Annotated in this window: 24 protein-coding genes; 10 read left to right on the top strand and 14 right to left on the bottom strand. The window is 66.5% G+C overall.

The genetic code is table 11. The annotated features are described in order from the left end of the window. Positions 1–6: 6 nt before the first annotated feature. Positions 7–627 (bottom strand): aminoacyl-tRNA hydrolase, encoded by a 621-nt coding sequence (gene pth / locus MFF07_RS02895; RefSeq protein WP_147814972.1) that lies wholly within the window; start codon positions 625–627, stop codon positions 7–9. Positions 628–717: 90 nt separating this feature from the next. Continuing rightward, positions 718–1,419: a 50S ribosomal protein L25/general stress protein Ctc gene (locus tag MFF07_RS02900; protein WP_147814974.1), complete on the bottom strand. Its 702-nt coding sequence runs from the start codon at positions 1,417–1,419 to the stop codon at positions 718–720. Between the two features lie 372 nt (positions 1,420–1,791). Here MFF07_RS02900 and MFF07_RS02905 point away from each other — a divergent pair, with 372 nt between their 5' ends. Both MFF07_RS02905 and MFF07_RS02910 read left to right on the top strand, forming a co-directional pair. Beyond that, positions 1,792–2,040, top strand: a complete 249-nt coding sequence (locus tag MFF07_RS02905) for a hypothetical protein (protein ID WP_147814976.1) — start codon at positions 1,792–1,794, stop codon at positions 2,038–2,040. A gap of 168 nt (positions 2,041–2,208) precedes the next feature. Then, entirely contained in the window at positions 2,209–3,711 is a 1,503-nt protein-coding gene (locus tag MFF07_RS02910; protein WP_147814978.1) for a phosphomannomutase/phosphoglucomutase, read from the top strand. Between the two features lie 19 nt (positions 3,712–3,730). On the opposite strand, the gene MFF07_RS02915 is transcribed toward MFF07_RS02910, so the two are convergent. Then, positions 3,731–4,111 (bottom strand): pilus assembly protein N-terminal domain-containing protein, encoded by a 381-nt coding sequence (locus MFF07_RS02915; protein WP_238230680.1) that lies wholly within the window; start codon positions 4,109–4,111, stop codon positions 3,731–3,733. Positions 4,112–4,300: 189 nt separating this feature from the next. Here MFF07_RS02915 and MFF07_RS02920 point away from each other — a divergent pair, with 189 nt between their 5' ends. Further along, positions 4,301–5,317, top strand: a complete 1,017-nt coding sequence (locus tag MFF07_RS02920; RefSeq protein ID WP_238230621.1) for an SMP-30/gluconolactonase/LRE family protein — start codon at positions 4,301–4,303, stop codon at positions 5,315–5,317. A 179-nt stretch (positions 5,318–5,496) separates the two neighbouring features. Then, on the top strand, positions 5,497–5,715 hold the full coding sequence (locus tag MFF07_RS02925) for a hypothetical protein (RefSeq protein ID WP_147814980.1): 219 nt from the start codon (positions 5,497–5,499) through the stop codon (positions 5,713–5,715). Between the two features lie 5 nt (positions 5,716–5,720). Here MFF07_RS02925 and MFF07_RS02930 read toward each other — a convergent pair whose 3' ends face one another. Both MFF07_RS02930 and MFF07_RS02935 read right to left on the bottom strand, forming a co-directional pair. Further along, the gene (locus MFF07_RS02930; protein ID WP_147814982.1) at positions 5,721–6,524 is read right to left on the bottom strand and encodes a hypothetical protein; all 804 of its coding nucleotides are present in this window, start codon (positions 6,522–6,524) and stop codon (positions 5,721–5,723) included. 68 nt (positions 6,525–6,592) lie between these two features. After that, the gene (locus MFF07_RS02935) at positions 6,593–8,695 is read right to left on the bottom strand and encodes a M3 family metallopeptidase (protein ID WP_147814984.1); all 2,103 of its coding nucleotides are present in this window, start codon (positions 8,693–8,695) and stop codon (positions 6,593–6,595) included. 524 nt (positions 8,696–9,219) lie between these two features. Between MFF07_RS02935 and MFF07_RS02940 the strand changes: the two genes are divergently transcribed. Then, positions 9,220–9,996 (top strand): extensin-like domain-containing protein, encoded by a 777-nt coding sequence (locus MFF07_RS02940; protein ID WP_238230623.1) that lies wholly within the window; start codon positions 9,220–9,222, stop codon positions 9,994–9,996. A gap of 147 nt (positions 9,997–10,143) precedes the next feature. Then, positions 10,144–11,196 carry a L,D-transpeptidase family protein gene (locus tag MFF07_RS02945; protein WP_373322232.1) on the top strand — a complete coding sequence of 351 codons (1,053 nt, stop codon included), beginning with the start codon at positions 10,144–10,146 and terminating at the stop codon, positions 11,194–11,196. Between the two features lie 48 nt (positions 11,197–11,244). Here the strand turns inward: MFF07_RS02945 and MFF07_RS02950 are convergent, their stop codons facing one another. Genes MFF07_RS02950 through MFF07_RS02960 form a run of 3 tightly spaced genes read right to left on the bottom strand, consistent with a single transcriptional unit; the run spans position 11,245 to position 14,053 of the window. Next, complete coding sequence (locus tag MFF07_RS02950; RefSeq protein ID WP_147814986.1) at positions 11,245–11,976, bottom strand: ABC transporter permease; 732 nt, start codon at positions 11,974–11,976, stop codon at positions 11,245–11,247. Further along, entirely contained in the window at positions 11,973–13,157 is a 1,185-nt protein-coding gene (locus MFF07_RS02955; RefSeq protein WP_147814988.1) for an ABC transporter permease, read from the bottom strand. Before MFF07_RS02955 ends, MFF07_RS02950 begins: the two co-directional genes overlap by 4 nt. Then, positions 13,154–14,053, bottom strand: a complete 900-nt coding sequence (locus MFF07_RS02960; protein ID WP_373322226.1) for an ABC transporter substrate-binding protein — start codon at positions 14,051–14,053, stop codon at positions 13,154–13,156. Before MFF07_RS02960 ends, MFF07_RS02955 begins: the two co-directional genes overlap by 4 nt. Before the next feature lie 308 nt (positions 14,054–14,361). Here MFF07_RS02960 and MFF07_RS02965 point away from each other — a divergent pair, with 308 nt between their 5' ends. Then, complete coding sequence (locus MFF07_RS02965) at positions 14,362–14,754, top strand: response regulator (protein WP_147814992.1); 393 nt, start codon at positions 14,362–14,364, stop codon at positions 14,752–14,754. Positions 14,755–14,870: 116 nt separating this feature from the next. On the opposite strand, the gene MFF07_RS02970 is transcribed toward MFF07_RS02965, so the two are convergent. Continuing rightward, positions 14,871–15,248, bottom strand: coding sequence for a YraN family protein (locus MFF07_RS02970; RefSeq protein ID WP_238230628.1), 378 nt, complete (start codon positions 15,246–15,248; stop codon positions 14,871–14,873). Beyond that, a complete protein-coding gene (gene rsmI / locus MFF07_RS02975) occupies positions 15,235–16,221 on the bottom strand; it encodes a 16S rRNA (cytidine(1402)-2'-O)-methyltransferase (protein ID WP_147814996.1) in 987 nt (328 codons plus the stop codon). Before rsmI ends, MFF07_RS02970 begins: the two co-directional genes overlap by 14 nt. 132 nt (positions 16,222–16,353) lie before the next feature. Here rsmI and MFF07_RS02980 point away from each other — a divergent pair, with 132 nt between their 5' ends. Next, entirely contained in the window at positions 16,354–17,574 is a 1,221-nt protein-coding gene (locus MFF07_RS02980) for a penicillin-binding protein activator (protein ID WP_147814998.1), read from the top strand. 6 nt (positions 17,575–17,580) lie between these two features. Here the strand turns inward: MFF07_RS02980 and hemW are convergent, their stop codons facing one another. The 4 genes from hemW to ssb all read right to left on the bottom strand — a co-directional run bounded on the left by hemW (position 17,581) and on the right by ssb (position 20,816). After that, on the bottom strand, positions 17,581–18,759 hold the full coding sequence (hemW, locus tag MFF07_RS02985) for a radical SAM family heme chaperone HemW (protein ID WP_238230631.1): 1,179 nt from the start codon (positions 18,757–18,759) through the stop codon (positions 17,581–17,583). A 35-nt stretch (positions 18,760–18,794) separates the two neighbouring features. Beyond that, positions 18,795–19,430, bottom strand: coding sequence for an RdgB/HAM1 family non-canonical purine NTP pyrophosphatase (rdgB, locus tag MFF07_RS02990; RefSeq protein ID WP_147815002.1), 636 nt, complete (start codon positions 19,428–19,430; stop codon positions 18,795–18,797). Then, on the bottom strand, positions 19,427–20,140 hold the full coding sequence (gene rph, locus MFF07_RS02995; RefSeq protein WP_147815004.1) for a ribonuclease PH: 714 nt from the start codon (positions 20,138–20,140) through the stop codon (positions 19,427–19,429). Before rph ends, rdgB begins: the two co-directional genes overlap by 4 nt. A 91-nt stretch (positions 20,141–20,231) precedes the next feature. After that, positions 20,232–20,816, bottom strand: a complete 585-nt coding sequence (ssb, locus tag MFF07_RS03000) for a single-stranded DNA-binding protein (RefSeq protein ID WP_147815006.1) — start codon at positions 20,814–20,816, stop codon at positions 20,232–20,234. A 393-nt stretch (positions 20,817–21,209) separates the two neighbouring features. On the opposite strand from ssb, the gene gyrA reads away from it, so the two are divergent. Next, on the top strand, positions 21,210–23,975 hold the full coding sequence (gene gyrA, locus MFF07_RS03005; protein WP_147815008.1) for a DNA gyrase subunit A: 2,766 nt from the start codon (positions 21,210–21,212) through the stop codon (positions 23,973–23,975). A 105-nt stretch (positions 23,976–24,080) separates the two neighbouring features. Next, positions 24,081–24,590, top strand: coding sequence for a pantetheine-phosphate adenylyltransferase (gene coaD / locus MFF07_RS03010; protein WP_147815010.1), 510 nt, complete (start codon positions 24,081–24,083; stop codon positions 24,588–24,590). The last annotated feature ends 10 nt before the right edge of the window (positions 24,591–24,600 follow it).

Raw genomic sequence — 24,600 nt, forward strand, 5'->3', positions numbered from 1 at the left:
TTCGTGTCAATCGCCGGTCTTGGCAGGCCTGCCCGGCGGCTTCACGTCGGCCCAGCCGCGGCCGACCATGGCGAGGTGCACCTTGTTCTGAAAGCTCTCGTTTTCGCCCGCGGCGACGATTGCGGCGTTGTCGGCGACCGCCCGGCAGAGGTCCTCGACCCAGGGTTCTTCCGACTTGGCGAAGTCGTTGAGCACGAAGGCGTGGACCAGTGCCTTGTCGCCGGGATGGCCGATGCCGATGCGCACGCGGCGATACTCGTTTCCGCAGCAGGCCGTGATCGAGCGCAGCCCATTGTGGCCGGCATTGCCGCCGCCCTTCTTCACGCGGAGCTTGGCGGGGGTGAGGTCGAGTTCGTCATGGAGGACGATCACGTCCTCCAGCGCGACCTTGTAGAAGCGCTGCGCCTCGCCGACCGAACGACCGGAGTCGTTCATGAAGGTAAGAGGCTTGAGCAGGATGGCGCGTTCCGTGCCGAGCACGACTTCCGCCGCCTCGCCCTGGAAGCGCCGCCGGAACGGGCTCGCGCGGTGTACGCGGGCGATCTCGTCGACCGCGAGGAAGCCGATGTTGTGCCGGTTCTTCGCGTAGCGGGCGCCCGGATTGCCCAAGCCGACGATGAGCCGCATGGCCTGCCAGTCTCGAAACGAAAAGGCCCCGGCTGATTGAGCCGGGGCTGGTGTCGGAGGTCGTGGAGAAGGGCGCAGAGCGCCCAGCCCTCACTCCTTGTCGTCGGACTTCTTCTCGTCGTCCGCGGCGTCGGCGGCTTCCGCCTCTTCCTCGGCCTTCTCCTCGGCAGCCTCGTTGGACTGAGCCTCGGCAATCGCAGCCTCTTCGGCCTCGACCTCGGCGCCGAGCACCGTCGGCGGGACGATGTTGGCGATCGAATCGGTGGCCTCGCCGGTGTAGGTGCCGGCCGGGATCTTGATGTCCGAGACGTGGATCGCGTCGCCGATCTCGCGGCCGGTCAGGTCGATAACGATGGCATCGGGGATCTGGTCGGGCGCGACTTCGAGCTCGAGGGTGTGCTTCGAGATATTGAGCGTGCCGCCCATCTTCTTGATGCCGGGCGCCGCGTCCTCGTGCTCGAAGTGCACGGGCACTTCCACGGTCACGGTCTGGCCGGCGACGATGCGCAGGAAGTCGACATGCAGGGGCACGCCGCTGACAGGGTCCAACTGGAAGTCGCGCGGGATCGCGCGGGTCTTCTTGCCGCCGGCATTGATCTCGAACACGGTGGTCTTGAAGCCGCCGGCGTAGATCAGCGTGCGGGCGCGGATGAGGTCGATGGCGATGGCTTCCGGGTCCTTGCCGGCACCGTAGATGACGGCGGGAACCTGGCCCTGGCGACGAACGGCCCGGGCGGCCCCCTTGCCGACCCGGTCGCGTGCCACGGCCTCAAGCGGCTTGATTGCGCTCATGGCGTGATCCTTTTCGATTGCGTGATCCGGGAACGACAAAGGCCGCCCACGATGGACGGCCAGGTAGCGAACCCGGTGCGCCCCTGCCTCCAAGGGTGTCGGGGGGCGCGTGGAGGCTCATACAGGCGAGGGCCGGCGATGGCAATCCGCGCGCAGGAGCATGCATAACAGCTGCGATGCAGTTTCGCCGTATCCGCCAGACGGATAGATGCCATTCGCCTTCAAATAATTCGGCGTTACGATGGATTAAAAATGTTTCCAGGCAGTAATAGACAGGCTTTTGAGAAGCCCACGGTGTCGATTTTTCCTGCTCTCACTTGGAACGAGATGTCCTCCACTTGCGTTTTTTGCCCAAACCAGAGGAGGACGCTCATGAATCGCATTTCGCTCGCCCTACTGACATCCCTCGCCCTGACCGGCGCTGCGTTCGCCGAAGACAAGGCCGCGCAGCCGAATGCGTCGGGCAAGATGATGAAGGCCGAGGACGGCAAGATGAAGGGGCCGCCGAACGCCGCCGGCTACGAGAAGCGCGAGGGTGACGCGACCGCCACGACGGCGCCTTCGGGCGGTGCGGCGGCTGCAAAGTCGACCGGTGAGGACAAGAAGGACGGCAAGAAATAAGATCTGCGGATCAGTCTGTTGTTTCATCGAGACCGCCGGGCGATCCCGGCGGTCTTTTCGTGTGCGGAGCCTGGCCGCGTAAAACCGGAGACGACGCGACGTCCCTTGCTGGACCGGCACTCTAAGTGCGATGACGGTCGAAACCGATCCCTTCGATAAAGGCCCGCGATGTTCCCCAAGCCGCATGCCGCGCTCACGCCCAACACCTTCGAGTTCGAGCAGCTGCCGCTGGTCAAGCCCACCGGCTTCCGGGAATACGACGCGCGCTGGCTCTTCCCGAAAGAGATCAACCTGATGGGCGTTCAGGCGCTCGGTCTCGGCATCGGCACGCTGGTGCATGAGATGGGCGTGCGTCCCGATATCGTCACGGGCCATGATTTCCGTTCCTACTCGTCTTCGATCAAGCTCGCGCTGATCGCCGGCATGCAGGCGGCGGGGCTGCGGGTGAAGGATGTCGGGCTGGCGCTCTCGCCGATGGCCTATTTCGGCCAGTTTGCCCTCGATTGTCCCTGCGTCGCGATGGTGACGGCCTCGCACAACGACAACGGCTGGACCGGCGTGAAGATGGGCGCCAACCGGCCGATGACCTTCGGCCCCGACGAGATGGGTCGGCTGAAGGAGATCGTCTGCGGCGGGACCTATCAGTACCGCGACGGCGGCTCCTACGAGTTCGTCGAGGGCTTCCTCGACACCTACCTCAACGACCTGAAGAGCCGGGCCAAGCCGATCTCGCGGAAGCTCAAGGTGGTCGCAGCCTGCGGCAACGGTACGGCCGGCGCCTTCGCGCCGAAGCTGCTCGAAGCGCTCGGCATCGAGGTGGTGCCCCTCGACGTGACGCCGGACTACACCTTCCCGCGCTACAACCCGAACCCCGAGGACATGGAGATGCTCCATGCCATCGCCCACGCGGTGAAGGAGCATGGCGCCGATGTCGGCCTCGGCTTCGACGGTGACGGCGACCGCTGCGGCGTGGTCGACAACGAGGGCGAGGAGATCTTTGCCGACAAGATCGGCGTGATGCTCGCCCGCGACCTCTCCAAGCTGCACCCCGGCGCGACCTTCGTGGTCGATGTGAAGTCGACCGGCCTCTATAATACCGATCCCGAGCTGCAGAAGCAGGCGGTCAAGGCGGATTACTGGAAGACGGGCCACAGCTACATCAAGCGCCGTGTGAACGAACTCGGCGCTCTGGCAGGCTTCGAGAAATCCGGGCACTTCTTCTTCAACGAGCCGATCGGCCGCGGCTACGACGACGGGCTGCTGACCGCCATCGCCGTAATCGAGATGCTCGACCGCAACCCCGACAAGTCGATGGCCGACCTCTACCGGGCTCTGCCGAAGACCTGGGGTTCGCCGACCATGTCGCCGCATTGCGACGACGAGCTCAAATACGGCGTCGTCGAAAAGGTCACCGAGCGGTTCCAGAAGATGAAGGAGGCCGGCGAGACCGTCGGCGGCGCCAGGATCACCGACCTCGTGACCGTCAACGGCGTGCGCGTTTCCACCGAGGACGGCACCTGGGGGCTGGTGCGAGCGTCCTCCAACAAGCCGGAGCTCGTCGTGGTGATCGAGAGCCCGGTTTCCGAGGCCCGGCTGCACGAGATGTTCAAGGCCGTCGACGGCATCCTGCGCGAGAACGAGGGTATCGGCGCCTACAACCAGACGATCTGATCGGGCGACCGGCTCGGCTTCAGCGTCCGGGAGTGCCGCCGCTTCCGCTGATCGCGAGAGCTCGGCGCTGGTCGGCTTGGCCGCTCACCTCGGAGAACCATTTGGTCGAATCCCCGAGTTGCGCCGACGGCTGGCAGTTCGGTGTGCAGGAATACGATTCGCGATCGAGCCCGCGCTGTACCGTGATCGTGGATGCCTGGGGGGCTTCGACGCGGATCAGCGATTCCGCGATCATCGTGCCGCCGGCATCGAGCGCGATGAGGTTCGTCGTGCCGAAGCTCTTGCCGGTGAGGATGAGCACACCGTTCTTCTGTAGCGATACGTCGGCGATCAGCGGATTACCAACCACCACCGTCTGCGTTTTCTCCGGTAGGCGGATCAGCTTCGCATTGTCGACCATCACCGGAACCACGGAGGGCACTGCTGAGACCTCCGTCGCGCCGGCGCACTGGCACCATGCTAAGCCGGCGAGCAGTCCGACAGCGAGAACGCGTCCTGCACGCACAGATCGATCGGATAGGCTCTTGGCGCTACGCATGATGCGGTAATTCTCGCTGGCCTTGGCACGGCCGTACGTCCGCACGACGCAGTGTCGTCCGGCGCGACATCATTTCCCGGTATTGGTGAAGGAAGCACTAAGGGGAACATCGGGCTGGACACCTGGAGCCCCGGCTGCGTTGGCCTACGAATCCAACGGCGCCCGAGGCAATCGATGTCCCCGATCCCCCACCCGCTGACGCCCCGCGTCGCCGTCGCCTGCGGCTGCAGGCTGGCGGAGGAGGTGATCTGGGATGCGCGCGCGAATGCGTTGATCTGGGTCGACATCGAGAACCCGGCGATCTGGCGGCATTGGCCAGCCACCAATGAAACGCGGCGCGTGGCGGTCGACGAAAAGATCGGCTTTGCGCTGCTGACGCCCAATCCCGACGTGGTGGTGGCCGGACTCAAATCCGGTGTCGTGCTGCTCGACCTTGTCGACGGCAGGCGCCGGCCAATCGTGAAGCCCGATCCGCATCCCCAGGGCAACCGCCTCAACAGCGGCAATATCGGCCCCGACGGGGCGCTCTGGTTCGGCAGCATGGACGATGCGGAGCAGGACGACACCGGCAGTTTCCACCGCTGGGACGGAGCGACGCTGACGACCTTCGGCGGCAAGGCCGCCGTCACCAACGGCCCGGTCGTGAGCCCGGATGGCTCGCGCGTCTACAGCATCGACACCGCCCGCGGTTTTGTCCGGGTCCACGATCTCGACGGCGACCGGATCGGTACGCCGCGAACCCTAATTACCTTCGACAAGTCGTGGGGGCATCCGGACGGGCTCACACTCGACGCCGATGCGCATCTTTGGATCTGTCACTACGGCGGCTCGCGCATCACGCGGTTTACGCCGGAGGGCGAGATCGAGCGGATCGTTCCAGTGCCGACCGCACTGGTGACGAAATGTGCTTTTGGAGGTCCAAACCTCTCGACACTCTACATCACGACCGCCCTGAGGGATCGCGACCCGACGATCGATCCGATGGCCGGTCATCTGTTCATGGTCGAGACGGATTTCTCGGGCTTTCCCGGCAATGTGTTCGAGGCGAGCCGGCGGGGCGTGCCTTGAAGTGTTCAGGGTATCGAGGTGCGCATTCGCACCGCCGCATTTGGTCTCGCGATGCAATAATGAAATTACGGTAAACGACGAAGTCTTCGCGGAACTTATCCCCGCAATGCCCGTTGGACCCGTACGGCCGAGCTTTTTGCCCGACGGCCGGACTGGCTCGACCCCTGGGTCGGGAGGCGATGATGCCGCTGTTCGATATCAAGACCCTCGACAACGACTTCGCCGGGTCGGCGCTGCTCGCATCCGTGCTCTTCTCGACTCCGCAGGCGAAAGCCGACGCGAGGGCTCGCGGTCGGGAGCGGTTGGCTGCCGCTGGATCGCTCGCGGAAGCGATGCGGCCGAATACTGCGTCGGGCTGCGGGAGCCGCGCAGACGTGAGAAACGTTCCCGCCGCCTGACCCGATTACCAGGTCTGAGGCGTCACGATGCCCTGCTTGGTCACCACGACCCAGGTTCTTCCCCGACGCTCGATCGAATCCACACGGCCGAGGCCCGGTATCGAATCACCTGGCGCTACCTCAAGCAGTCGGCGCTTGCGGTCTTCCAACATGGCGATGCCATCGTAGACGTCGCGTAAGGCCCACGCATCCGGCTTCGTTTCCGTGATGCTGGCGGTCTGCGTCGGCTCGGCCTTCGTTGCCGAAGCTGCAACGACATTGGTCGTTGCAGGCGGCGCTGCGTTGCGTTTGTCGGCCGCTGACGCGGACGGCGCGAGCGGCGCATCCTGAGCCCGCTCCGAATGCGCGACCTTTTCGGCCAGGGAGTTGAATCTCTTATCGAGGCCCTGTTCCAAACGTTCGATCCGGTCGGTCAGCCCCGGGCCGATCGATCTCATCTCGGTTTGGGCGGCAGCGGTCGATCCGCCCAAGGATGCGAGCGTCTTCGAAAGGCGCTCGATCTCGGAATTCAAGTGGCTGGCCTGTGTCCGGCCGGCGTCCAGCCCTGCTTCGATCCTGGCCAGGGTTTCCCCGGAATGCTCGCGTGGAGCCGCGAGGAGGCCGAAGCCGGTGCCGATGACGAGGGATACCGTCATGGCCGCCACAAGGCGCATATCGGCGCCCGGCCACGACCGACCGGTCGGTGCGGCTGCCGCCGGTGATTGCTCGGCCTTGCCGTCGACGGCCTTTCTCAGCAAATCCGCAGGTGAGGACGTCGTCGCGCCGACGCCCTTTTTTTCGACCTGCGCGCTCTCGACCGATCCCGTCATGGCCCAGCATCCCGATTGTCTCAGGAAGCTTTGATTAAGGACGTTTGTTTACCGAAGGGTTACCGCGTTTATGCCGCGTCCTGCGCCAAGCCGCGCTTCTTGAGCAGCGGTCCGGTACTCGGCAGGCGGCCGCGGAATGCCGTGTACGCCTCCCGCGGGTCGCGGAGATTGCCCGCGCCGTAGACGAAGCGGCGAAGCCTCGCAGCCGTCTCCGGATCGAAGATGTCGCCGGCCTCGCGAAAGGCATCGAAGGCGTCGGCGTCCAGCACCTCCGACCAGATGTAGCTGTAGTAGCCCGCTGCGTAGCCGTCGCCGGAGAAGATGTGCGCGAAGTGCGGCGCGCGATGCCGCATGGAAATCTCGGCAGGCATGGCGATCCGCCTGAGCGCATTCGCTTCGAAGGCGATGACGTCGAGACCGCTCTCGCCGGCTGACGACAGGTGCAACGTCATGTCGATGATGGCAGATGCCGCATACTCTATCGTGGCGAAGCCCTGGTTGAAGGTGCGGGCCGCGAGCAGGCGGTTCAGCAACTCCTCCGGCATCGGCTCACCGGTGCGGTAGTGGCGCGCGTGACGGCGCAGCACCTCGGGCTGCTCGAGCCAGTGTTCGTAAAGCTGAGACGGCAACTCGACGAAATCACCCGAGACGGCGGTGCCGGAGAGCAATGGATAGGTCACATCGGACAGGAGCCCGTGCAGGGCGTGGCCGAACTCGTGAAAGAGCGTGCGGGCATCGTCGAAGGAGAGCAGCGTCGGCTCGCCCCGTGGTGCCTTGGCGAAGTTCATCACGTTGACGATGATCGGCTTGATGTCGCCGACAAGCCGCTCCTGCGAGCGAAAGGCGCTCATCCATGCGCCGCTGCGCTTCGAGCTTCGAGCGAAGTAATCGCCGAGAAACAGCCCGACCGGCGAACCATCCGCATTGGTGACCGCCCAGGCCCGTACATCCGAATGATAGCGCGGCACGTCGCCGACCTCCTCGAACCGGAGGCCGAAAAGCCTGGAAGCCGTGTCGAACGAGGCCTGGATCACGCCTTCGAGCGAGAGGTATGGTTTGATCTCGGACTCGTCGAGATCATGCTCGGCGCGTCTGAGCTTTTCGGCATAATGGCGCCAATCATGCGCCTGGAGAGCGAAGTTGCCGCCCTCGGCCTGGACCAGCGCCTGTAGCTGGTCCCGCTCCTTCCCGGCGCGTTGCCGGGCCGGTGCCCAGACCTCACGCAACAGGTCCATTGCGGCCTCGGGCGAGCCGGCCATCGTGTCATCGAGCTTGAAGTGCGCGAAACTGTCGTATCCGAGGAGCCGCGCCCGTTCCGCCCTCAACGCGACGATCTCGGCGATGATCGTGCGGTTGTCGGTATCTCCGCCGCCCTCGCCCCGTCGAGTCCAGGCTTCGTAGGCCCGCTCGCGCAGATCGCGGCGCGTCGAGAATACCAGGAATGGCTCGATCAACGAGCGAGACAGGGTGATGACATGCCCGTGCTTGCCACCGCGCTCTTCCGCGGCTTCGGCCGCAGCCTCCCGTAGGAACGGCGGCAGGCCGGCGAGGTCGTCCTCACCCTCCAGAGGCATGGTGAAGCTGCTTTCGTCAGCCAGCAGGTTCTGGCTGAATCGGGTGCCGAGTTCCGCCATGCGACTGGCAATCTCCGCGACCCGTTCCTTGGCTTCCTGACCGAGGTCTGCACCGGCGCGACGGAAGCGGGTGCGGTAGCGGTCGAGTACGCGCCGCTCCTCCGTTCCGAGGTTTTCGGCGTCGGCATCGACCTGTGAGATCCGGGCCCAGAGAGCGGAATCGAGGTAGATCGCACTGCCATGACGGGCGAGTTTCGGCCCAATCTCGCGCTCGATCGCCTGGAGATCCGGATTTGTGTTGCTGCCCGTCAAATTGAAAAAGGTCGAAGCGACGCGATCGAGATTCTGACCCGCGCGCTCCATTGCGGCGACTGTGTTCTCGAAGGTCGGCAACCGGCCGTCGCCCGCGATCGCTGCGATCTCGTGCCGATGTTCGGCGAGTGCCTTGGTGAAAGCCGGCCCGAAATGCGTCGGCACGATCCGTTCGAACGGGGGCAGGCCATGGGGCGTCGACCAGACTGCTTCGTCGAACGGATTGGCGCCCGCGGCGCCATGAGCCGCTTTCAGGGCGGGCGCGTGCGGGGTTTCGATAGTCATCGACGTCCTCGTCTTCGGCATTTCGGATGACGTGGACCATAGGCGGCGCATGCAGGCTGCGCAAAGCGCAGGTAGCGGCTGGCGCCGAGGCGAATGCCGGCAGGCGTGATGTTCCTGTCATAGGCGCGCGGAGGAAATGGCCCGATCATCGCGCCCAGCGGTCGCGGAACCCGCGCGGTAGCGATCACCGGACAGTACGGATGCTGCCGCCCTCTCTTCGTTTTCGTGGATCCCTATCGGCCCTGCTGGTGCTCGGTCTCCTGGCCGCTATGCCGGCGCATGCGGACGACGCGCCAACTCTTCCGACATGCCGCCCAACCGTTCCGGTCCCATCACCCGAGCCGCCGGCGCGGCCCGAGGACTTGAAGCCCGAGCTACCACGCAGCGCGCTCGACGCATCTGTTCCGCTTCCGCCGGAGCGTCCGGCGGAATTATCCACGGGAGTACCGGTCGCGCCGTCGCCCGCGGGCGGGTCGGCGGCGAGCCAGCCCGCAACGGCTCCATTGCCTCCGGAGCTGCCGCCGATGCAGCCGACCTCTCCGGAGATGCCCCGTTGCGTTGGAGATTTGGAGGCACCGCTGCCGCCGACTCGTCCGCCCGAGCTGTCGGCGGGTCCGTCGGCGATCCCCGACGCACCGTTGCCGCCGACACGGCCGTCCGAGTTCTCTGCCCATCCCGAGATACTGGAAGAGACGCCGCTTCCGCCTGCGCGCCCGACCGAACTTTCCGGTGACGCAGCGCTAAAACTCACGATCGCGCCCAGCGACGATAGCGAGTGTCTGCGTAGCCTCGACGCCCTCGGTGTCAAATACGCAAAGATGACGTCGATCATGAACGGGCAGTGCAGCGTCGCGAACCCGTTGAACGTGACGGCGCTCGGTAACGGTATCACCATCGGTCCCCCCGAAACCATGGTGTGCCGGCTGGCCGAAGGGCTGATGCGCTGGACGGCAGAGGTGCAGCAAGCCGCCGAGAAAGAACTCGGCGACACCTTCAAGGGCTTCAGTCTTGGAGGGATCTATGTCTGCCGCGGCCAAAATCACGGCGCAGAAGCCCAGCTCAGCGAGCACGCCTTCGCCAACGCCGTCGACGTGATGGGCTTCAGCTTCGCCAAGCGCGCTCCGATCGCTGTCGGCAAGCTGCCCGAGGGCTCGAAGGAGGCGGCGTTTCTCGCGGCAGTGCGCGCCAAAGCCTGCGATGTCTTCACGACGGTGCTTGGACCCGGCACCGACGACGCACACGGCAACCACCTGCATCTCGACGAGCGCGAGCGGAAGGTCGGCTTTCGTATCTGCCAGTAGGCAATGGGTGCGGCGCACCTGCGGTCGTCAACGCGATGTCCCTGGCGGAACGGCAAGGCTTGCCAGCGTTTTATAGCGTGGCAGGGACCGGTTACGACCCGCAAGGTATTGACGACGATGCACGAAAATCGAACGCGATGCGGCCTCATGTTGCTGGCACTGGGCTGGGCTTCAGGGCCGGCCTTCGCAACAGATGCGAAAACAACTCCGCCGTCGCCGGTACCGATCACCCTCGATGCGATCAATGCGGTAGCGTTCGTCGAACCGCAGGCAGAGGCCGAGACCCCGCGGAAGCCTGCCAAGGCTTCGACCTCCAAGGATCTCCGGCCCGATCCACTCCTGATCAAGGTCCAGATACTGCTCGATCGTGCGCGCTTCTCGCCGGGTGCGATCGATGGGCGAAATGGCGACAACCTCAGCGGCGCGCTTTCGGCCTATGCCGCGGCTCAAGGGCTTCCCGCGACCGGTAAGCTCGACCGCTCGTTGTTCGAGAAGCTGCAATCGACCGGAGGTGATCCGGTCGCAGTGAATTACACGATCACCGATGAGGACGTGAAAGGTCCGTTCGCGAAAATCCCGGCAAAATTTGAAGAGCAGGGTCGATTGAAGGCGATGGACTACACCAACACGCGCGAGATGCTGGCCGAGCGCTTTCATATGCAGCGCGACCTGCTTTCGGCGCTCAATCCCGGCAAACCGCTCGATACGGCTGGAACGGTGATCACCGTCGCGGGAGTTGTCCCGCTGGAGCGGGGCAAGCCGAAGGATCTGCCGCGAGTCCCGAAGGTCGTACGGATCGAGGTCGACAAGGAGGCGCACCGCGTCCAGGCGTTCGGTGAGGACGGCACGCTCCTGCGCAGCTATCCCGCTTCGATCGGCAGCGAGGAGAAGCCGGCGCCGACCGGAAGTTTCAAGGTGACCCGCGCCGCCTTCGATCCCTGGTACACCTACAATCCGAAATACGCCTTCAAAGGCGTGAAGACGCGCCGGAGTTTCAAGATCGCGCCAGGGCCGAACAACCCCGTCGGCGCCGTCTGGATCGATCTGTCGATCCCGTCTTACGGAATCCACGGCACACCGGAGCCGGAAAAGGTCGGGAAGACGGAATCGCACGGCTGCATCCGCCTCACGAACTGGGATGCGCGCGATCTGGCGAGCCATGTCGAGAAGAACGCGAAAGTGGATTTTCTCGACAAATAACACCAGCAGCCTTCGACCCGTCACCATCGAAGGCTGCTGGTAAAACGGCTATCGCCTCAGCAGCCCCGCGATCGCGAGCATCAGCGCGTCGCCGACGAAAGCGAGCGCTGCGGTCGCGCCTGCACCCTGAAGCATCGGCACGAGGTTCTGGTTCTGGAGACCTGCGACGATCGGTGTGCCGAGCGTCGAGGCTCCGGCCAGTGCGCCGACGGCGGCGGTGGCGATCGACAGCACCAAAGCGACACGCAGTGCATCGAGTATGCCGGCCCCGGCGAGCGGAAGCTCGATTTTGGTGAGTATCTGCCGCGGTGTCAGGCCAATGGCTATGCCGGCCTCCTGCGCCTCGGACGAGACCGCCTCGATCGCCCCGACCGTGCCGCGCAGGGTCGGCATGATGCCGTAGGCAACGAGGGCGAGCAGTGTCGGCGGGGCGCCGAAGCCCAGAACCGGCAGCGCCAGCGCGACGACGACGACAGGCGGCACCGCCTGCATGATTGCAGCGGTCGTATCGATGCCGCTCCGCAGGCCACTAGCACTCCGGCGCGTCGCAAGGATGCCGAGCCCGACGCCGAGGCTGCCGACCAGAGCGAGGCCGGTTCCGGCCAAAGCGAGATGGTGGCTGCCGAGTTCGATCAGGCGCGCGGAACTCAAGGGCCGCCGCGCTGACCCGCCAAGGAGACCGGCAATCGTCTCCGCAGAAACGGGATGGCTGAGGACGACGAGCGCCAGGCCGACGACGAGGGGCCACACGGCGGGACGTAGGCGATGGAGCAGGTTCATCCGTGCCACCGCTGCCGTGCGCGGCCTTCCAGAAGGCTCAGGCCTCGCTCGACCAGCAGCGACAGCCCAATCACGGGGACTGCGCCGAGCAGGATCAAGTCCGGGGCGAACTGCGCCATCCCCTCGAAGACGATCCCACCGAGCCCGCCCGCGCCGACGAGGGCGCCGAGCGTCGCCAGCCCGATACTCTGCACACTCGCCACCCGCAGCGCGCCAATGAGAATCGGGGTGCCGAGAGGCAGGCGTATGCGGAGCAGACTCTGGCGGCGCGTCAGGCCCATCGCTCTCGCGGCCGCAAGGATCGAAGGGTCGGATGCACGCAAGGCTCCCTGTAGCCCGCGCCAAAACGGCAACAGCAGATAAACCGCGACGGCCAAGATCGCCGGTCCCGGTCCGAGCGCCGAAAGACCGGCCGCGCGCAATGACGGAATCACCGAGAGCAGGCCGGACGTGAGCGATACGAGCCCCCCGAGCAAAGCCACCGCCGGCACGACCTGCAGGCCGTTAATGACGATCTCGATCGCGCCGCGTCCGGGTCGCCATGCGTAGAGTGACACGCAACTCACCGTCGCCAGGGCGACCGCCGCGAAGGACAGCACGACGTGCTGCCACAGAGCCGCGTGAACGCTCTCAGCCCGCGCCCGATACTCCACCGCGAGCGAAAGCCCGTCGAAGCCTCCCGAGCGATAGAGCACGGAAAAGACCGCCAGCAAGCTTATGAGCGTCAGCCATCCGACGCCACGAATGTGTGTCCTGCCAATCGACACGGCGACGCTTCCGCAGAGCACCATCAGGCCGAGCCAGGCGCCCGTGGCGAGCCGCGCGCGGGCGGCGGGCGGCTGACCGGCAACGAGGTCGGACGCAGCGGTGCCGAGTCCCGCGGCAAACAGCACCAGAGCGGTAGAGAATGCCGCAAGCGCAGCCAGAGCGGAAGGACGTGATCGGCCGAATCCGAGGAAGGCACTACCGAGCAGGCAGCTTCCGCATACCGATAGGCCGGGCACACCGAACGCCGCCGCAGCCGAGACCGGCGTACCGACCACCAGTCGGTTCGCGGCGATGTGGAACAGAGGAAGCGCGCTCGCAATGCCGACAACGGCGCAGCCGATGGCAGCCACAGGCCAGACATGCCGCAGAATGCGTCTGCCCGGCCCATTCATCCTGCCCGCCGAAACGCTCATCGCGGAGCGCCGATCTCGGCAAGGTACCCTCGCGCCACGACCTCGGCAGTCTCGCCCTCTACGGTGATCCGCGCATTGAGGCGGCGTAAGGTGCCGGCGTCGAGGCGCATGAAGACGCGTTCCAACACGTCGCGAATCTCAGGATGCCGCGCCAACGTGTCGGCCCGGATCACCGGCGCGACTTCGTAGACGATCTGTGCAGCCTTCGGATCGCTCATCACGGTCAGGTCGAGGGCAGCGAGTGCGCCATCGGTACCGTAGACCATGCCGGCATTGACCCCGCTGATGCCCTCTGCTGCCGCCCGCGCCGTCACCGCCGTATCGCCGCCGGGTAGGCTGATGATCCGGCTCGTCGGCATGGTGAATCCATAGGCTGCTTCGAAAGAGGGCAAGGCGGCTGGACTCTCGACGAATTCCGTCGAGGCCGCGAGGGTGATCAGGCCGTTGCGCACCGCGCCGGCGAAATCCGCCATGGAGACGAGGCCGTTGGCGCGGGCGACGCTGCCGCGCACGGCGATGAGCCAGGTGTTGTTGGCCGGCGCGGGCTTCAGCCAGACGAGGCCACGTTCCGCATCGAGCTGCTGAATCCGCGCGTAGCCGCCTTGCCCCGTCTTCCAAACCGGATCGGTCTCGGTGCCTGAGAAGAAGGCGCCGTTGCCGGTGTATTCGGGATAGAGGTCGATCTCGCCGGAGAGCAGCGCCGAACGCACGATCAGCGTCGGCCCCAGTCCAAGCTTGCGTTCGACGGTGAGCCCTAGTCCTTCGAGAACGAGAGCGATCAGGCTACCGGTCAACGCGCCTTCGGTGTCGCTCTTCGATGCCACGACGATGGGACGCGGCGCACCGGCCTCCAACGGCCTTGTGCCAGCAGCCGCGAACACGACGAGTGCTGCCAACAGGCGACGGCGTGTGGGGCTTGCACGGGGATCGGGCAGCCTGAGCCATTCCGATGGTGACTGGTTCGCTACGAATGTATCGCCTCGTAACATCAGGTGCCGAACGTTCTCATTCCTGGGCCATCCCGAGCTTGACACGCCCGGCAGAACAGGCGACGGCTCCGATCGCTCTTGCACGATATTCGTCGTCGCGAGCATCCTTAAGTGCCTCGTTCCCGGCACATCTCGCACCAAAATCCGATTCAAGACCGCGTCAGGCGCGGCACCGTTCCGAACTTCGGGACGAATCGAAGGGAAGACCATTCGGCGTGAGCGCGGAACCCAACGAGGACGTCCTCAAAGGCGCACGGGTGTTGGTCGTCGAGGACGAGGCCGCCATCTCGATGCTGCTCGAGGACATGCTGTTCGATTTCGGCTGTGAGATCGTCGGCCCCGCCGCGCGTCTCGCGACCGCTCTCGAAATGGCGCAGAAAGAGACCTTCGTCGTCGCGATCCTCGACGTGAATGTCGCCGGCGAGCCGATCTATCCGGTGGCCGAGGCGATCGTTCAGCGTGGTCTGCCGCTGGTGTTCTCGACAGGCTATGGCGGCGCCGGCATCCGTGAGCCGTTCCGGGATCGCCCCGTGGTGCAGAAGCCCTTCAGCCAAGCCGATCTCAAGCGCACACTGATCTCTGCGATCAGCGCCGCGAAGGCGTCGTAGAGTTCGCGCTTCGTCGTTCCGGAATCGCCCAGCGGAACCCACTCGATACGCGGCGTTCGTTCGTGGATTTCGGAGGCCCGCCTACGGCTAAACCCCGAATGACCGTGCGGGGACTCTCACCCACCCTCGATCGCGAAAGCGTCGATCAGGTGCACCGGCCAGGCCCGGCGCGCGACGAACACCGCGTCCGCCCGCAGCGTTGCATCAGGCGGCAGTGGATTGCGCGACAGCCAGACCCTGACCGCTCGGGAGAACCGGGCGCGCTTCCGGGCATCGATCGCCCCCTGCGCATCGGCGAGCGTCGCCCGCGACTTGACCTCGACGAACACGATGGTCCGCCCGCGCCTGACGATCAGGTCGATCTCACCGCCGGCCGCGCTGTAGCGTCGTGCGAGCGGACGGTAGCCTTTCAGCAGCAACGCGACGAGCGCCAGGGTCTCGCCGTCGAGACCGCGAATGTAGGTAGCGCGGCGGCGGGTCTCAGGCGCCGTCATCGCTGCGGCGGGCGAGGGCCAGGGCGCGGGCATAGACGACGCGCTTCTGCTGGCCGGTCTCGTCTGCGACAAGGGCCGCCGCATCCTTGATCGAGTGGCGTGTCAGCGCCACCACGATCCGCGCGTCGAGATCTTCATCGGCGCCTTCCGCGACCTCCTCGACCGCCGTGCCGATCACCACTACGACCTCGCCCTTCGGCGCGCCCTCCTCCGCAAAGGTCTCTGCGAGCGAGCCGAGGCTTCCGCGCCGGATCGTCTCGTAGAACTTGGTGAGTTCGCGTGCGACCGCGGCCGGCCGGCTGCCGCCGAGGATCGCGGCGGCATCCGCCAGCATCTCCGGCAGGCGGTGGGGCGACTCGAACAGCACGAGGGTGCCCGGGATCGCGCCGAGCGCTTCGAGCCGATTGCGCCGTGCGCCCGACTTCTGCGGCAAAAAACCCTCGAAGAAGAAGCGGTCGGTGGGCAGGCCAGCCGCCACGATCGCCGTCATGACCGCCGAAGGTCCGGGGATCGGGGTGACGGCGATCCCGGCGGCGATCGCCGCGCCGACGAGCTTGTAGCCCGGGTCGGAGACGAGCGGCGTGCCTGCATCGGAGACCAGCGCCAGGGTCTCGCCGCCTTGCATCCGCAGGATCATCCGCTCCCGTACGGCCTCGTTCGAATGCTCGTGGTAGGCCACGAGCGGCGTCGTGATCCCGTAATGCATCATCAGCGTGCGGGTGACGCGGGTATCCTCGGCCAGTACCGCATCCGCCGCGGCCAGCGTCGCCAGCGCGCGGAAGGTGACGTCGCGAAGATTCCCGATCGGCGTCGCGACGATGTAGAGGCCGGCCGGCAGCGGCTCCGCCTCGGCGGCGAGGCCGAAGGCCGTAAAGGTCCCCGGCGTCTTTATGTGAGAGGCCTCGGGGCTTCCGTCCGGCGGAGGCGTGCGCGTGCCGGGCTTCTGCCCACGCTTGTCGATTCGCTGTGTCATGGGAACGACAATGCCACGGTCGCGCAGCCTTGCAGACCGCTGCGAACGCCCGCCTCGCATTTACTTTTCGCAGGCGCACCGACATCGTGCCGCGATCCAAACCGCGCGGGAGGGAATTCTGGAGGCTGTTCGATGAGCTGTGACCGCCCAAGGTTTTTCGGAAACGCCTATGGTGCCGCTGTTGGGCTGCTGGCCTTGGCGCTGAGCGCCTGTGTCGGCGGGACGGACGCGCCGCGCTCGCGCCCCGAGGCCATCGCTCCGCAAGCCGAAGCGCCTCCAGCCGATCCGGCGACGCCGCGTGCGAACCAAATCGGCTCGGGCAGCGTGAAGGTCGCGCTGATCGTGCCGCTGACGGGCCAGGGCGCGACCGTCGGCGCGGCTTTGCGCAACGCAGCCGAACTCGCCTTCGAGGACTTTCAAAAACCCGATCTCAGCATCGTCGTGAAGGACGATCGCGGCACGCCCGAGGGCGCGCGCGAGGCGGCCCAGGCGGCCTTGGCCGAGGGCGCGGAACTCGTGCTCGGCCCGCTCTTCGCGGCGAACGTCGCCGCCGTCGGCGCGCCGGTGCGCAATGCCGGCAAACCCGTCATCGCCTTCTCGACGGATGCGGCGGTGGCGGCGCGCGGCGTCTACCTCATCAGCTTCCTGCCGCAATCCGAAGTCGACCGCGTCGTTGACGAGGCCACTGCCGGCGGCCGCCGCTCCTTCGCCGCGCTGATTCCCGAGACGACCTACGGCAACGCGGTGGAGGCGCAGTTCCGTGAAGCCGTTGCGCGCAAGGGCGCCCGCCTCGTCGGCGTGGAGCGCTACGCCCCCGCCGATCCCGGCGCCGCCGTCGAACGGCTGAAAGGCGTTATCGCCGGACCGGGCGCGCAGGCCGACGCGCTATTCCTGCCGGGCGCGGTCGACGGGCTCGTCACCATGGGCGCCGCCCTGACCAAAACCGGCTTCTCGCCCGCACGCGTTCGGCCGGTCGGCACGGCGCTCTGGAACGACCCGCGCGTGCTGGCGCTGCCGGCCTTCCAGGGCGGTATGTTCGCCGCCCCCGACACTGCCGGCTTCGCCTCTTTCGCGCAGCGCTATCAGGCCCGCTTCGGCGCGACCCCTCCACGGGTGGCGTCGCTCGGCTACGACGCAGTCTCGCTGACCGCAGCGCTCACCAAGCAATACGGTACGCAACGCTTCACCGACACGACGCTGACGGTGCCCTCGGGCTTTGCGGGAATCGACGGGACGTTCCGGTTCAAGCCGGAGGGGACGAGCGAGCGGGCACTGGCGGTCTATGAGATCCGCGGTAATGCTGCGGCAGTCGTGAGCCCGGCGCCGAAATCGCTAGGTCCGTCGGGGATCTGAAGACGATCAACCGGCCAATTCGGCCACCAACGCGTTGAGCACAGGCGCCCCCCGCGCCGTCGCGGCAATGCGACCCGTCCCGGTCCGCGTAATCAACCCGTCGCCAAGCAGCATCTCGATGCGGCCGGGATGGAGCGCCCTCCCCTTGAGTATCGCGTAGCGGTCCGGGTCTATACCCTCGGCTAGCCGCAGGCCCATCATCAGATACTCGTCACCCTGCGCGTCGGGCGTGAGCGCCTCGGTCTCGACGATGCCGTGGCCGTCACGCTCAACGCGGGCTAGCCAAGCTTCGGGCACCTTCTCCGTCACCGTGCCGGTGCGGCCCTTGGGCAGGACGAGGCGTCCATGGGCGCCGGGGCCGATGCCGGCATACTCGCCGTAGCGCCAGTAGAGCAGGTTGTGGCGCGACTGCGCACCGGGGCGCGCATGGTTCGAGATCTCGTAGGCCGAGAGGCCGGCCCGGTCGCAGACCTCCTGCGTTACGTCGTAGAGGGCGCGCGATGCGTCGTCGTCCGGCGGCACCAGCCTCCCGGCCTTAGCGAGGCCGAAGAACGGCGTGCCGGGCTCGATGGTGAGCTGATAGAGCGAGAGGTGCTCAGCCGCATGGGCGATCGCCTCGGTCAGCTCGGCACGCCAGGCCCCCGGCGTCTGGCGCGGGCGGGCGTAGATCAGGTCGAAGGAGTACCGCTCGAAATGGGCGGCGGCCGTTTCGACTGCGGCGAGCGCCTCGGCGACGCTGTGCAGGCGGCCCAGCGCCTTCAGGTCCGGATCGTTCAGCGCCTGCACCCCGAGCGAGACGCGGTTGACGCCCGCTGCGCGATAACCCCGGAAGCGGCCCGCCTCGACACTGGTGGGATTGGCCTCCAGCGTGATCTCGACATCGGGCGTCGTGCCCCACGCGGCGGCGACAGCATCGAGCAGGCCGGCCACGGTCTCCGGTTTCATCAGCGACGGCGTGCCCCCACCCAGAAAAATGCTGGAGACCGTGCGGCCGGGCGTCCGGGCCGCGGTATGGGCGATCTCGGCCTTGAAGGCAGCGAGGAAGCGCACCTCGTCCACGGGCGCGTAGCGGACATGGCTGTTGAAATCGCAATACGGGCACTTCGAGGCGCAGAACGGCCAGTGCAGGTAGATGCCGAAGCCCGCGTCGCGGGTCGGGTGGTCCGGCACTTCGGAATGGGACATGGGTCTCAGATGCGCGCGCAGCCGACCGGACGCAATCAGGCCGGACGGCGCAGGCAGGCGGCGGCGAGCAGCACGAAGGCGCGGGCGCGGTGCGAGAGCGCGGCCCCACTCTGCCAATCCACCCCGTGCTTCTCCTGCGAGGACATCTCGCCGAAGGTGCGATCGAACCCGTCGGGCAGGAACAGCGGATCGTAGCCGAAGCCGAGGGTTCCGCGCGGCGGGACGAGGTTGCCGTGGACGCGACCCTCGAACAGTTCGGTGTGGCCGTCGGGCCAGGCCAGCACGAGCGCCGAGACGAAATGCGCGCGGGTCGAGGGCGTGCCGCGCCGGGCGACTTCCTCTGCGATCCGGGCCATGGCGCCCGAAAAATTCTTGTCCGGGCCGGCCCAGCGGGCCGAAAAGATCCCCGGAGCGCCGTCGAGCGCTTCGACGCAGAGGCCGGAATCGTCGGCGAAGGCCGGCAGGCCCGAGGCTTGAGCCGCCGCATGCGCCTTGATGGCCGCGTTCTCCGCGAACATCGTGCCGGGCTCGTCGGGCTCGGGCAGGTTCAGCTCGCCGGCCGAGACCGCCGCAATACCGAAGGGCGCGAGCAGCTCGCGCATCTCCACGAGCTTGCCGGCATTGTGGGTCGCGATGACGACGCGGCCCGCTAGGAGGCGCGGCGTGCTCACGCGATGGTCTGCTTCTGTAGGGCGACGAGCTCCGAGATGCCGCCGCGGGCGAGACGGAGCAGTTCCAGGAACTGCTCTTCGGAAAACGGCTCCTGCTCCGCGGTGCCCTGCACCTCGACGATGCCGCCCTTGCCGGTCATCACGAAGTTCGCATCGGTGTCGGCGGCCGAGTCCTCCACGTATTCGAGGTCGAGCACCGGGGTGCCCTTGTAGATGCCGCAGGAGACGGCGGCGACGTGATCGCGCAGGGGGTCTACCGAGATGATCGAACGGGCGCGCATCCACGAAAAGCACTCGTGCAGGGCGACCCAGGCGCCGGTGATGGCGGCTGTGCGGGTGCCGCCATCGGCCTGCAGCACGTCGCAATCGATCGAAATCTGCTTCTCGCCGATCGCGGGGAGGTTCGTCACGGCGCGCAAGCTACGGCCGATCAGGCGCTGGATTTCCTGCGTACGGCCGGAAGGCTTGCCGGAATTCACCTCGCGGCGGGTGCGCTCGTGCGTGGCGCGCGGCAGCATGGAATATTCGGCCGTGATCCAGCCTTTGCCGGAGCCGCGCAGCCAGGGCGGACCGCGCTCTTCGAGGGAGGCCGTGCAGAGCACCTTGGTCTCGCCGAAGGTGACGAGACAGGAGCCTTCCGCATAGCGGGCGACGGCCCGCTCGAGCGTGACCTTGCGCATCGCGTCCGGAGCGCGCTTCGAAGGCCGCATCCTCGTCTCCCGTGCCGTGTGATGAGGCCGGGCTCTTAGGCTCCCCCGCCGCGGGCGGCAACCCGCGACGGAGGATGGCTACCAGACCGGCCTAGAACGGGATGTCGTCGTCGAGATCGTAGCTCGGGCGGCCGCCGCCCGAGCTGCTGCCGCTGCCACCACCGCCGGCCGGCTTGCGGTCGCCGCCGCCACCGGAAGAACGGCCTCCGCCGTAATCGCCGCCCCCGCCGGAACGGCCACCACCGCCGCCGCCGTAATCGCCGCCGCGGCTGATCTGGCCGCCGCCATCGTCATCGCTGCCGGCGAAGTCGCCGCCGCCGCCGGCACGGCCGTCGAGCAGGGTTATCTCACCGCGGAAACGCTGCAGCACCACCTCGGTGGTGTACTTCTCGACGCCTGACTGGTCGGTCCATTTGCGGGTCTGGAGCTGACCCTCGATGTACACCTTCGAGCCCTTGCGCAGGTACTGCTCGGCGACGCGGGCGAGGTTCTCGTTGTAGATCACGACCGAGTGCCACTCGGTCTTCTCCTTGCGCTCGCCGCTCGCCTTGTCCTTCCAGGATTCCGAGGTCGCGAGCCGGAGGTTCACCACCGGATCGCCCGAGGCCAGCCGGCGCGTTTCGGGATCGCGCCCGAGATTGCCCACCAGGATCACCTTGTTGACGCTGCCCGCCATGCCTCTCTCCTACCGTCCGATCTCACGAGGGCCGTTCGCCCGGCCGAACTCATGGCGGGCGAAGCGAGCCGCGGCAACCCGGTCGCGGCGTTTGTACCCGTCAACCACAGCCGATGTTTGTTCTATATTTGTTCGATATCCGTCGCAAGCGAACCGCCTGATCTATCCACCGGCGACAATGGTCTTCGCGGGGCGATCCTGTTAGCTGTCGATCCCTGTCGGATCGGGGGGCGAGCGGGTTGCGCCGGTCCTGCGAAATGACTAATTAACCACTTGAAATCACACGGTCTTCTCTAAACGCCGCGAGCACCTTCCGAAGGTGCAGGATCGAATGGCCGGGCCCCCTGCCCCGCCGCTTCGGAAGCCGACACCTCGATAGACGGACACAAGAGCTTGGCAGACAACGACAAGTCCGGCGCGGGCGATCCTCCGACGCCGCCGGCCAACGACATCAAGCCGGTCTCGATCACCGACGAGATGCGCCGCTCCTACCTGGATTACGCGATGAGCGTGATCGTGAGCCGGGCGCTGCCGGATGCGCGCGACGGGCTCAAGCCGGTGCATCGGCGCATCCTCTACTCGGCCTACGAGAGCGGCTTCCTGCCCGAGCGGCGCTACGTGAAATCGGCCCGCATCGTCGGCGACGTGATCGGTCAGTACCATCCGCACGGCGACCAATCGATCTACGACGCCTTGGTCCGCATGGCCCAAGAGTTCTCGATGCGCCTGATGCTCATCGACGGGCAGGGCAATTTCGGCTCGGTCGACGGCGATCCGCCGGCGGCGATGCGCTACACCGAATCGCGGCTGGCCAAGCCTGCGATGTCGCTGCTCGCCGACATCGACAAGAACACCGTCAACTTCCAGTCGAACTACGACGACACCCGCGAAGAGCCGACGGTCCTTCCGGCGCGCTTCCCGAACCTGCTCGTCAACGGCGCCGGCGGCATCGCCGTCGGCATGGCGACCAACATTCCGCCGCACAATCTCGGCGAACTGATCGACGCCTGCTTCGCCCTGATGGACGATCCGGGCATGACGATCGAGGCGTTGACCGAGATCGTGCCCGGACCCGATTTCCCCACCGGCGGCTCGATCCTCGGCCGGGCCGGCACGCGGCAGGCCTACGCCACCGGTCGCGGCTCAATCATCATGCGGGCGAAGTCGCAGGTCGAGGAGCTGCGCAAGGAGCGCGAGGCTCTGATCTTCACCGAGATCCCGTATCAGGTGAACAAGGCGACGCTGATCGAGAAGATCGCGGAGCTGGTGAAGGAGAAGCGGATCGAGGGCATCTCCGATCTGCGCGACGAATCCGACCGCGACGGCATGCGCATCGTGGTCGAGATCAAGCGCGACGCGATGGCCGAGGTGGTGCTGAACCAGCTCTATCGGTTCACGCCGCTGCAGAGCTCCTTCGGCGCCAACATGGTCGCGCTGAACGGCGGCCGCCCCGAGCTGATGAACCTGAAGGACCTCCTCACCGCCTTCATCGATTTTCGCGAAGAGGTCGTCTCCAGGCGGACGAAGTTCCTTCTCAACAAGGCCCGCGAGCGCGCCCACGTCCTGTGCGGCCTCGCCATCGCCGTCGCCAACATCGACGAGGTTATCCGCCTGATCCGGACCTCGCCGGATCCGAACACGGCGCGCGAAGCCCTGATGGGCCGCGACTGGCCGGCCTTCGACATCGCCCCGCTGATCGCGCTGGTCGACGACCCGCGCCATCGCGTGAAGGAAGACGGCAGCTACCGGCTCTCCGAGGTCCAGGCCCGCGCCATCCTCGATCTGCGCCTGCAGCGCCTCACGGCTCTCGGCCGCGACGAGATCGGCGACGAGTTGAAGAAGCTGGCCGAAGAGATCGCCGACTACCTCGACATCCTGCGCTCGCGCGCCCGGATTCAGGCCATCGTCAAGACCGAGCTTGCGGAGGTCAAAGAGGCCTTCGCCACGCCGCGCAAGACCGTCATCCTCGACTACGATTCGAACGTCGACGACGAGGACCTGATCCAGCGCGAGGACATGGTCGTCACCGTGTCCCATGCCGGCTACGTCAAGCGCGTGCCGCTCTCGACCTATCGGGCTCAGCGCCGCGGCGGCAAAGGCCGCACCGGTATGTCGACCCGCGACGAGGATTTCGTCACCCGGCTGTTCGTGGCCAACACCCACACGCCGGTGCTGTTCTTCTCCGACCAGGGGCAGGCCTACAAGGAGAAGGTCTGGCGCCTGCCGGTGGCCGCGCCGAACGCCAAGGGCAAGGCCCTCGTCAACATCCTGCAGCTGCAGAACGAGGGTGAGCGCATCACCACGATCATGCCGCTACCGGAGGACGAGGCCTCCTGGGAGACGCTCGACGTGATGTTCGCGACCGCCAGCGGCAACGTCCGGCGCAACAAGCTGTCCGACTTCGTGGTGGTGAACCGCAACGGCAAGATCGCCATGAAGCTCGATGAGGGCGACCACATCGTCCATGTCGAGATCTGCCGCGCCGACCAGAACGTGCTGCTGACGACTGCCAACGGCCAGTGCATCCGCTTCCCCGTCGAGGACGTGCGCGTCTTCAAGGGACGCGACTCCACCGGCGTGCGCGGCGTCAATCTGGCCAAGGACGACAAGGTCATTTCGATGGCGATCCTCAACGCCTTCGATGCCTCGCCGGAGGAGCGCTCGGGCTATCTCAAGATGCGCCGCGCCGTGATCGGCGAGCCGGGCGAAGAGGCCGGCGAGACGGGCGCCGAAGCAGAGGCCGACGAGGGCGTGGCGGAAGCCGCGATCTCCCTAGAGCGCTACGAGGAAATGGGAGCTCGCGAGCAGTTCGTCCTCACCCTGTCGGAGCGCGGCTACGGCAAGCGCACCTCGTCCTTCGAGTACCGGACCTCGGGCCGTGGCGGTAAGGGCATCACCGCGATGCGGGTCAACGCCCGCAACGGCAGCCTGATCGCCTCGTTCCCGGTGGAGCCGAGCGACCAGATCATGCTCGTCACCAATGCCGGCCAGCTCATCCGCGTGCCGGTGGACGACATCCGCATCGTCGGCCGCGCCTCGCAGGGCGTGACGGTCTTCAACACCGACAAGGCCGAACGGGTCGTCTCCGTCGAGCACATCGAGGGTGAGGACGGCATGGAGGTCGAGATCGAGGATGAGGGCGGCGGCGAGCAGGCCTGAGCTCCGTCATTCCAGGTTCGCGCCTTCGGCGCGCCCCGGAATGACGCCAGCGCAAGGTCGACACCCGGTTTCGTTCCCCCCCAAAATGCTCTACCTCCCAGCGCGATGACCCGCACAGCGCTTTATGCCGGCTCGTTCGATCCGGTGACGAATGGCCATCTCGACGTGGTGCGTCAGGCGAGCCGTCTGGCCCAGCGTCTCGTGCTGGCGATCGGCGTGCATCCGGGCAAAGCTCCGATGTTTTCGGCCGAAGAGCGGGCCGAACTTCTCAAACAGACCTGTGCGCCGCTGGCCGAGGCGGAGGGCTGCGGGGTCGAGATCGTCACCTTCGACGATCTGGCGGTCTCGGTGGCTCGGCGGCATGGGGCCAGCGTGTTCATCCGCGGCCTGCGCGACGGCACCGACCTCGACTACGAGATGCAGCTCGCCGGCATGAACGCCACCATGGCGCCGGAGGTGCAGACCGTGTTCCTTCCGGCCTCGACCGGCGTCCGGCCGATCACGGCGACCCTGGTGCGCCAGATCGCGGCCATGGGCGGGGACGTGTCGCCCTTCGTGCCGCGGCTCGTCGCCGAGCGCCTCGCCGCACGCTTCGCAGAATCCAAGACGACCTGAGGAGATCACA

Source organism: Methylobacterium thuringiense (assembly GCF_022179645.1).
Classification (GTDB): domain Bacteria; phylum Pseudomonadota; class Alphaproteobacteria; order Rhizobiales; family Beijerinckiaceae; genus Methylobacterium; species Methylobacterium thuringiense.

What these genes read in the sequence shown, in the direction of transcription:
- pth (WP_147814972.1), bottom strand. Translation starts at nt 627, where the DNA reads ATGCGGCTCATCGTCGGCTTGGGCAATCCGGGCGCCCGCTACGCGAAG.
- MFF07_RS02900 (WP_147814974.1), bottom strand. Translation starts at nt 1,419, where the DNA reads ATGAGCGCAATCAAGCCGCTTGAGGCCGTGGCACGCGACCGGGTCGGC.
- MFF07_RS02905 (WP_147814976.1), top strand. Translation starts at nt 1,792, where the DNA reads ATGAATCGCATTTCGCTCGCCCTACTGACATCCCTCGCCCTGACCGGC.
- MFF07_RS02910 (WP_147814978.1), top strand. Translation starts at nt 2,209, where the DNA reads ATGTTCCCCAAGCCGCATGCCGCGCTCACGCCCAACACCTTCGAGTTC.
- MFF07_RS02915 (WP_238230680.1), bottom strand. Translation starts at nt 4,111, where the DNA reads ATGGTCGACAATGCGAAGCTGATCCGCCTACCGGAGAAAACGCAGACG.
- MFF07_RS02925 (WP_147814980.1), top strand. Translation starts at nt 5,497, where the DNA reads ATGATGCCGCTGTTCGATATCAAGACCCTCGACAACGACTTCGCCGGG.
- MFF07_RS02930 (WP_147814982.1), bottom strand. Translation starts at nt 6,524, where the DNA reads ATGACGGGATCGGTCGAGAGCGCGCAGGTCGAAAAAAAGGGCGTCGGC.
- MFF07_RS02935 (WP_147814984.1), bottom strand. Translation starts at nt 8,695, where the DNA reads ATGACTATCGAAACCCCGCACGCGCCCGCCCTGAAAGCGGCTCATGGC.
- MFF07_RS02940 (WP_238230623.1), top strand. Translation starts at nt 9,220, where the DNA reads ATGCAGCCGACCTCTCCGGAGATGCCCCGTTGCGTTGGAGATTTGGAG.
- MFF07_RS02945 (WP_373322232.1), top strand. Translation starts at nt 10,144, where the DNA reads ATGTTGCTGGCACTGGGCTGGGCTTCAGGGCCGGCCTTCGCAACAGAT.
- MFF07_RS02950 (WP_147814986.1), bottom strand. Translation starts at nt 11,976, where the DNA reads ATGAACCTGCTCCATCGCCTACGTCCCGCCGTGTGGCCCCTCGTCGTC.
- MFF07_RS02955 (WP_147814988.1), bottom strand. Translation starts at nt 13,157, where the DNA reads ATGAGCGTTTCGGCGGGCAGGATGAATGGGCCGGGCAGACGCATTCTG.
- MFF07_RS02970 (WP_238230628.1), bottom strand. Translation starts at nt 15,248, where the DNA reads ATGACGGCGCCTGAGACCCGCCGCCGCGCTACCTACATTCGCGGTCTC.
- rsmI (WP_147814996.1), bottom strand. Translation starts at nt 16,221, where the DNA reads ATGACACAGCGAATCGACAAGCGTGGGCAGAAGCCCGGCACGCGCACG.
- MFF07_RS02980 (WP_147814998.1), top strand. Translation starts at nt 16,354, where the DNA reads ATGAGCTGTGACCGCCCAAGGTTTTTCGGAAACGCCTATGGTGCCGCT.
- hemW (WP_238230631.1), bottom strand. Translation starts at nt 18,759, where the DNA reads ATGTCCCATTCCGAAGTGCCGGACCACCCGACCCGCGACGCGGGCTTC.
- rph (WP_147815004.1), bottom strand. Translation starts at nt 20,140, where the DNA reads ATGCGGCCTTCGAAGCGCGCTCCGGACGCGATGCGCAAGGTCACGCTC.
- ssb (WP_147815006.1), bottom strand. Translation starts at nt 20,816, where the DNA reads ATGGCGGGCAGCGTCAACAAGGTGATCCTGGTGGGCAATCTCGGGCGC.
- coaD (WP_147815010.1), top strand. Translation starts at nt 24,081, where the DNA reads ATGACCCGCACAGCGCTTTATGCCGGCTCGTTCGATCCGGTGACGAAT.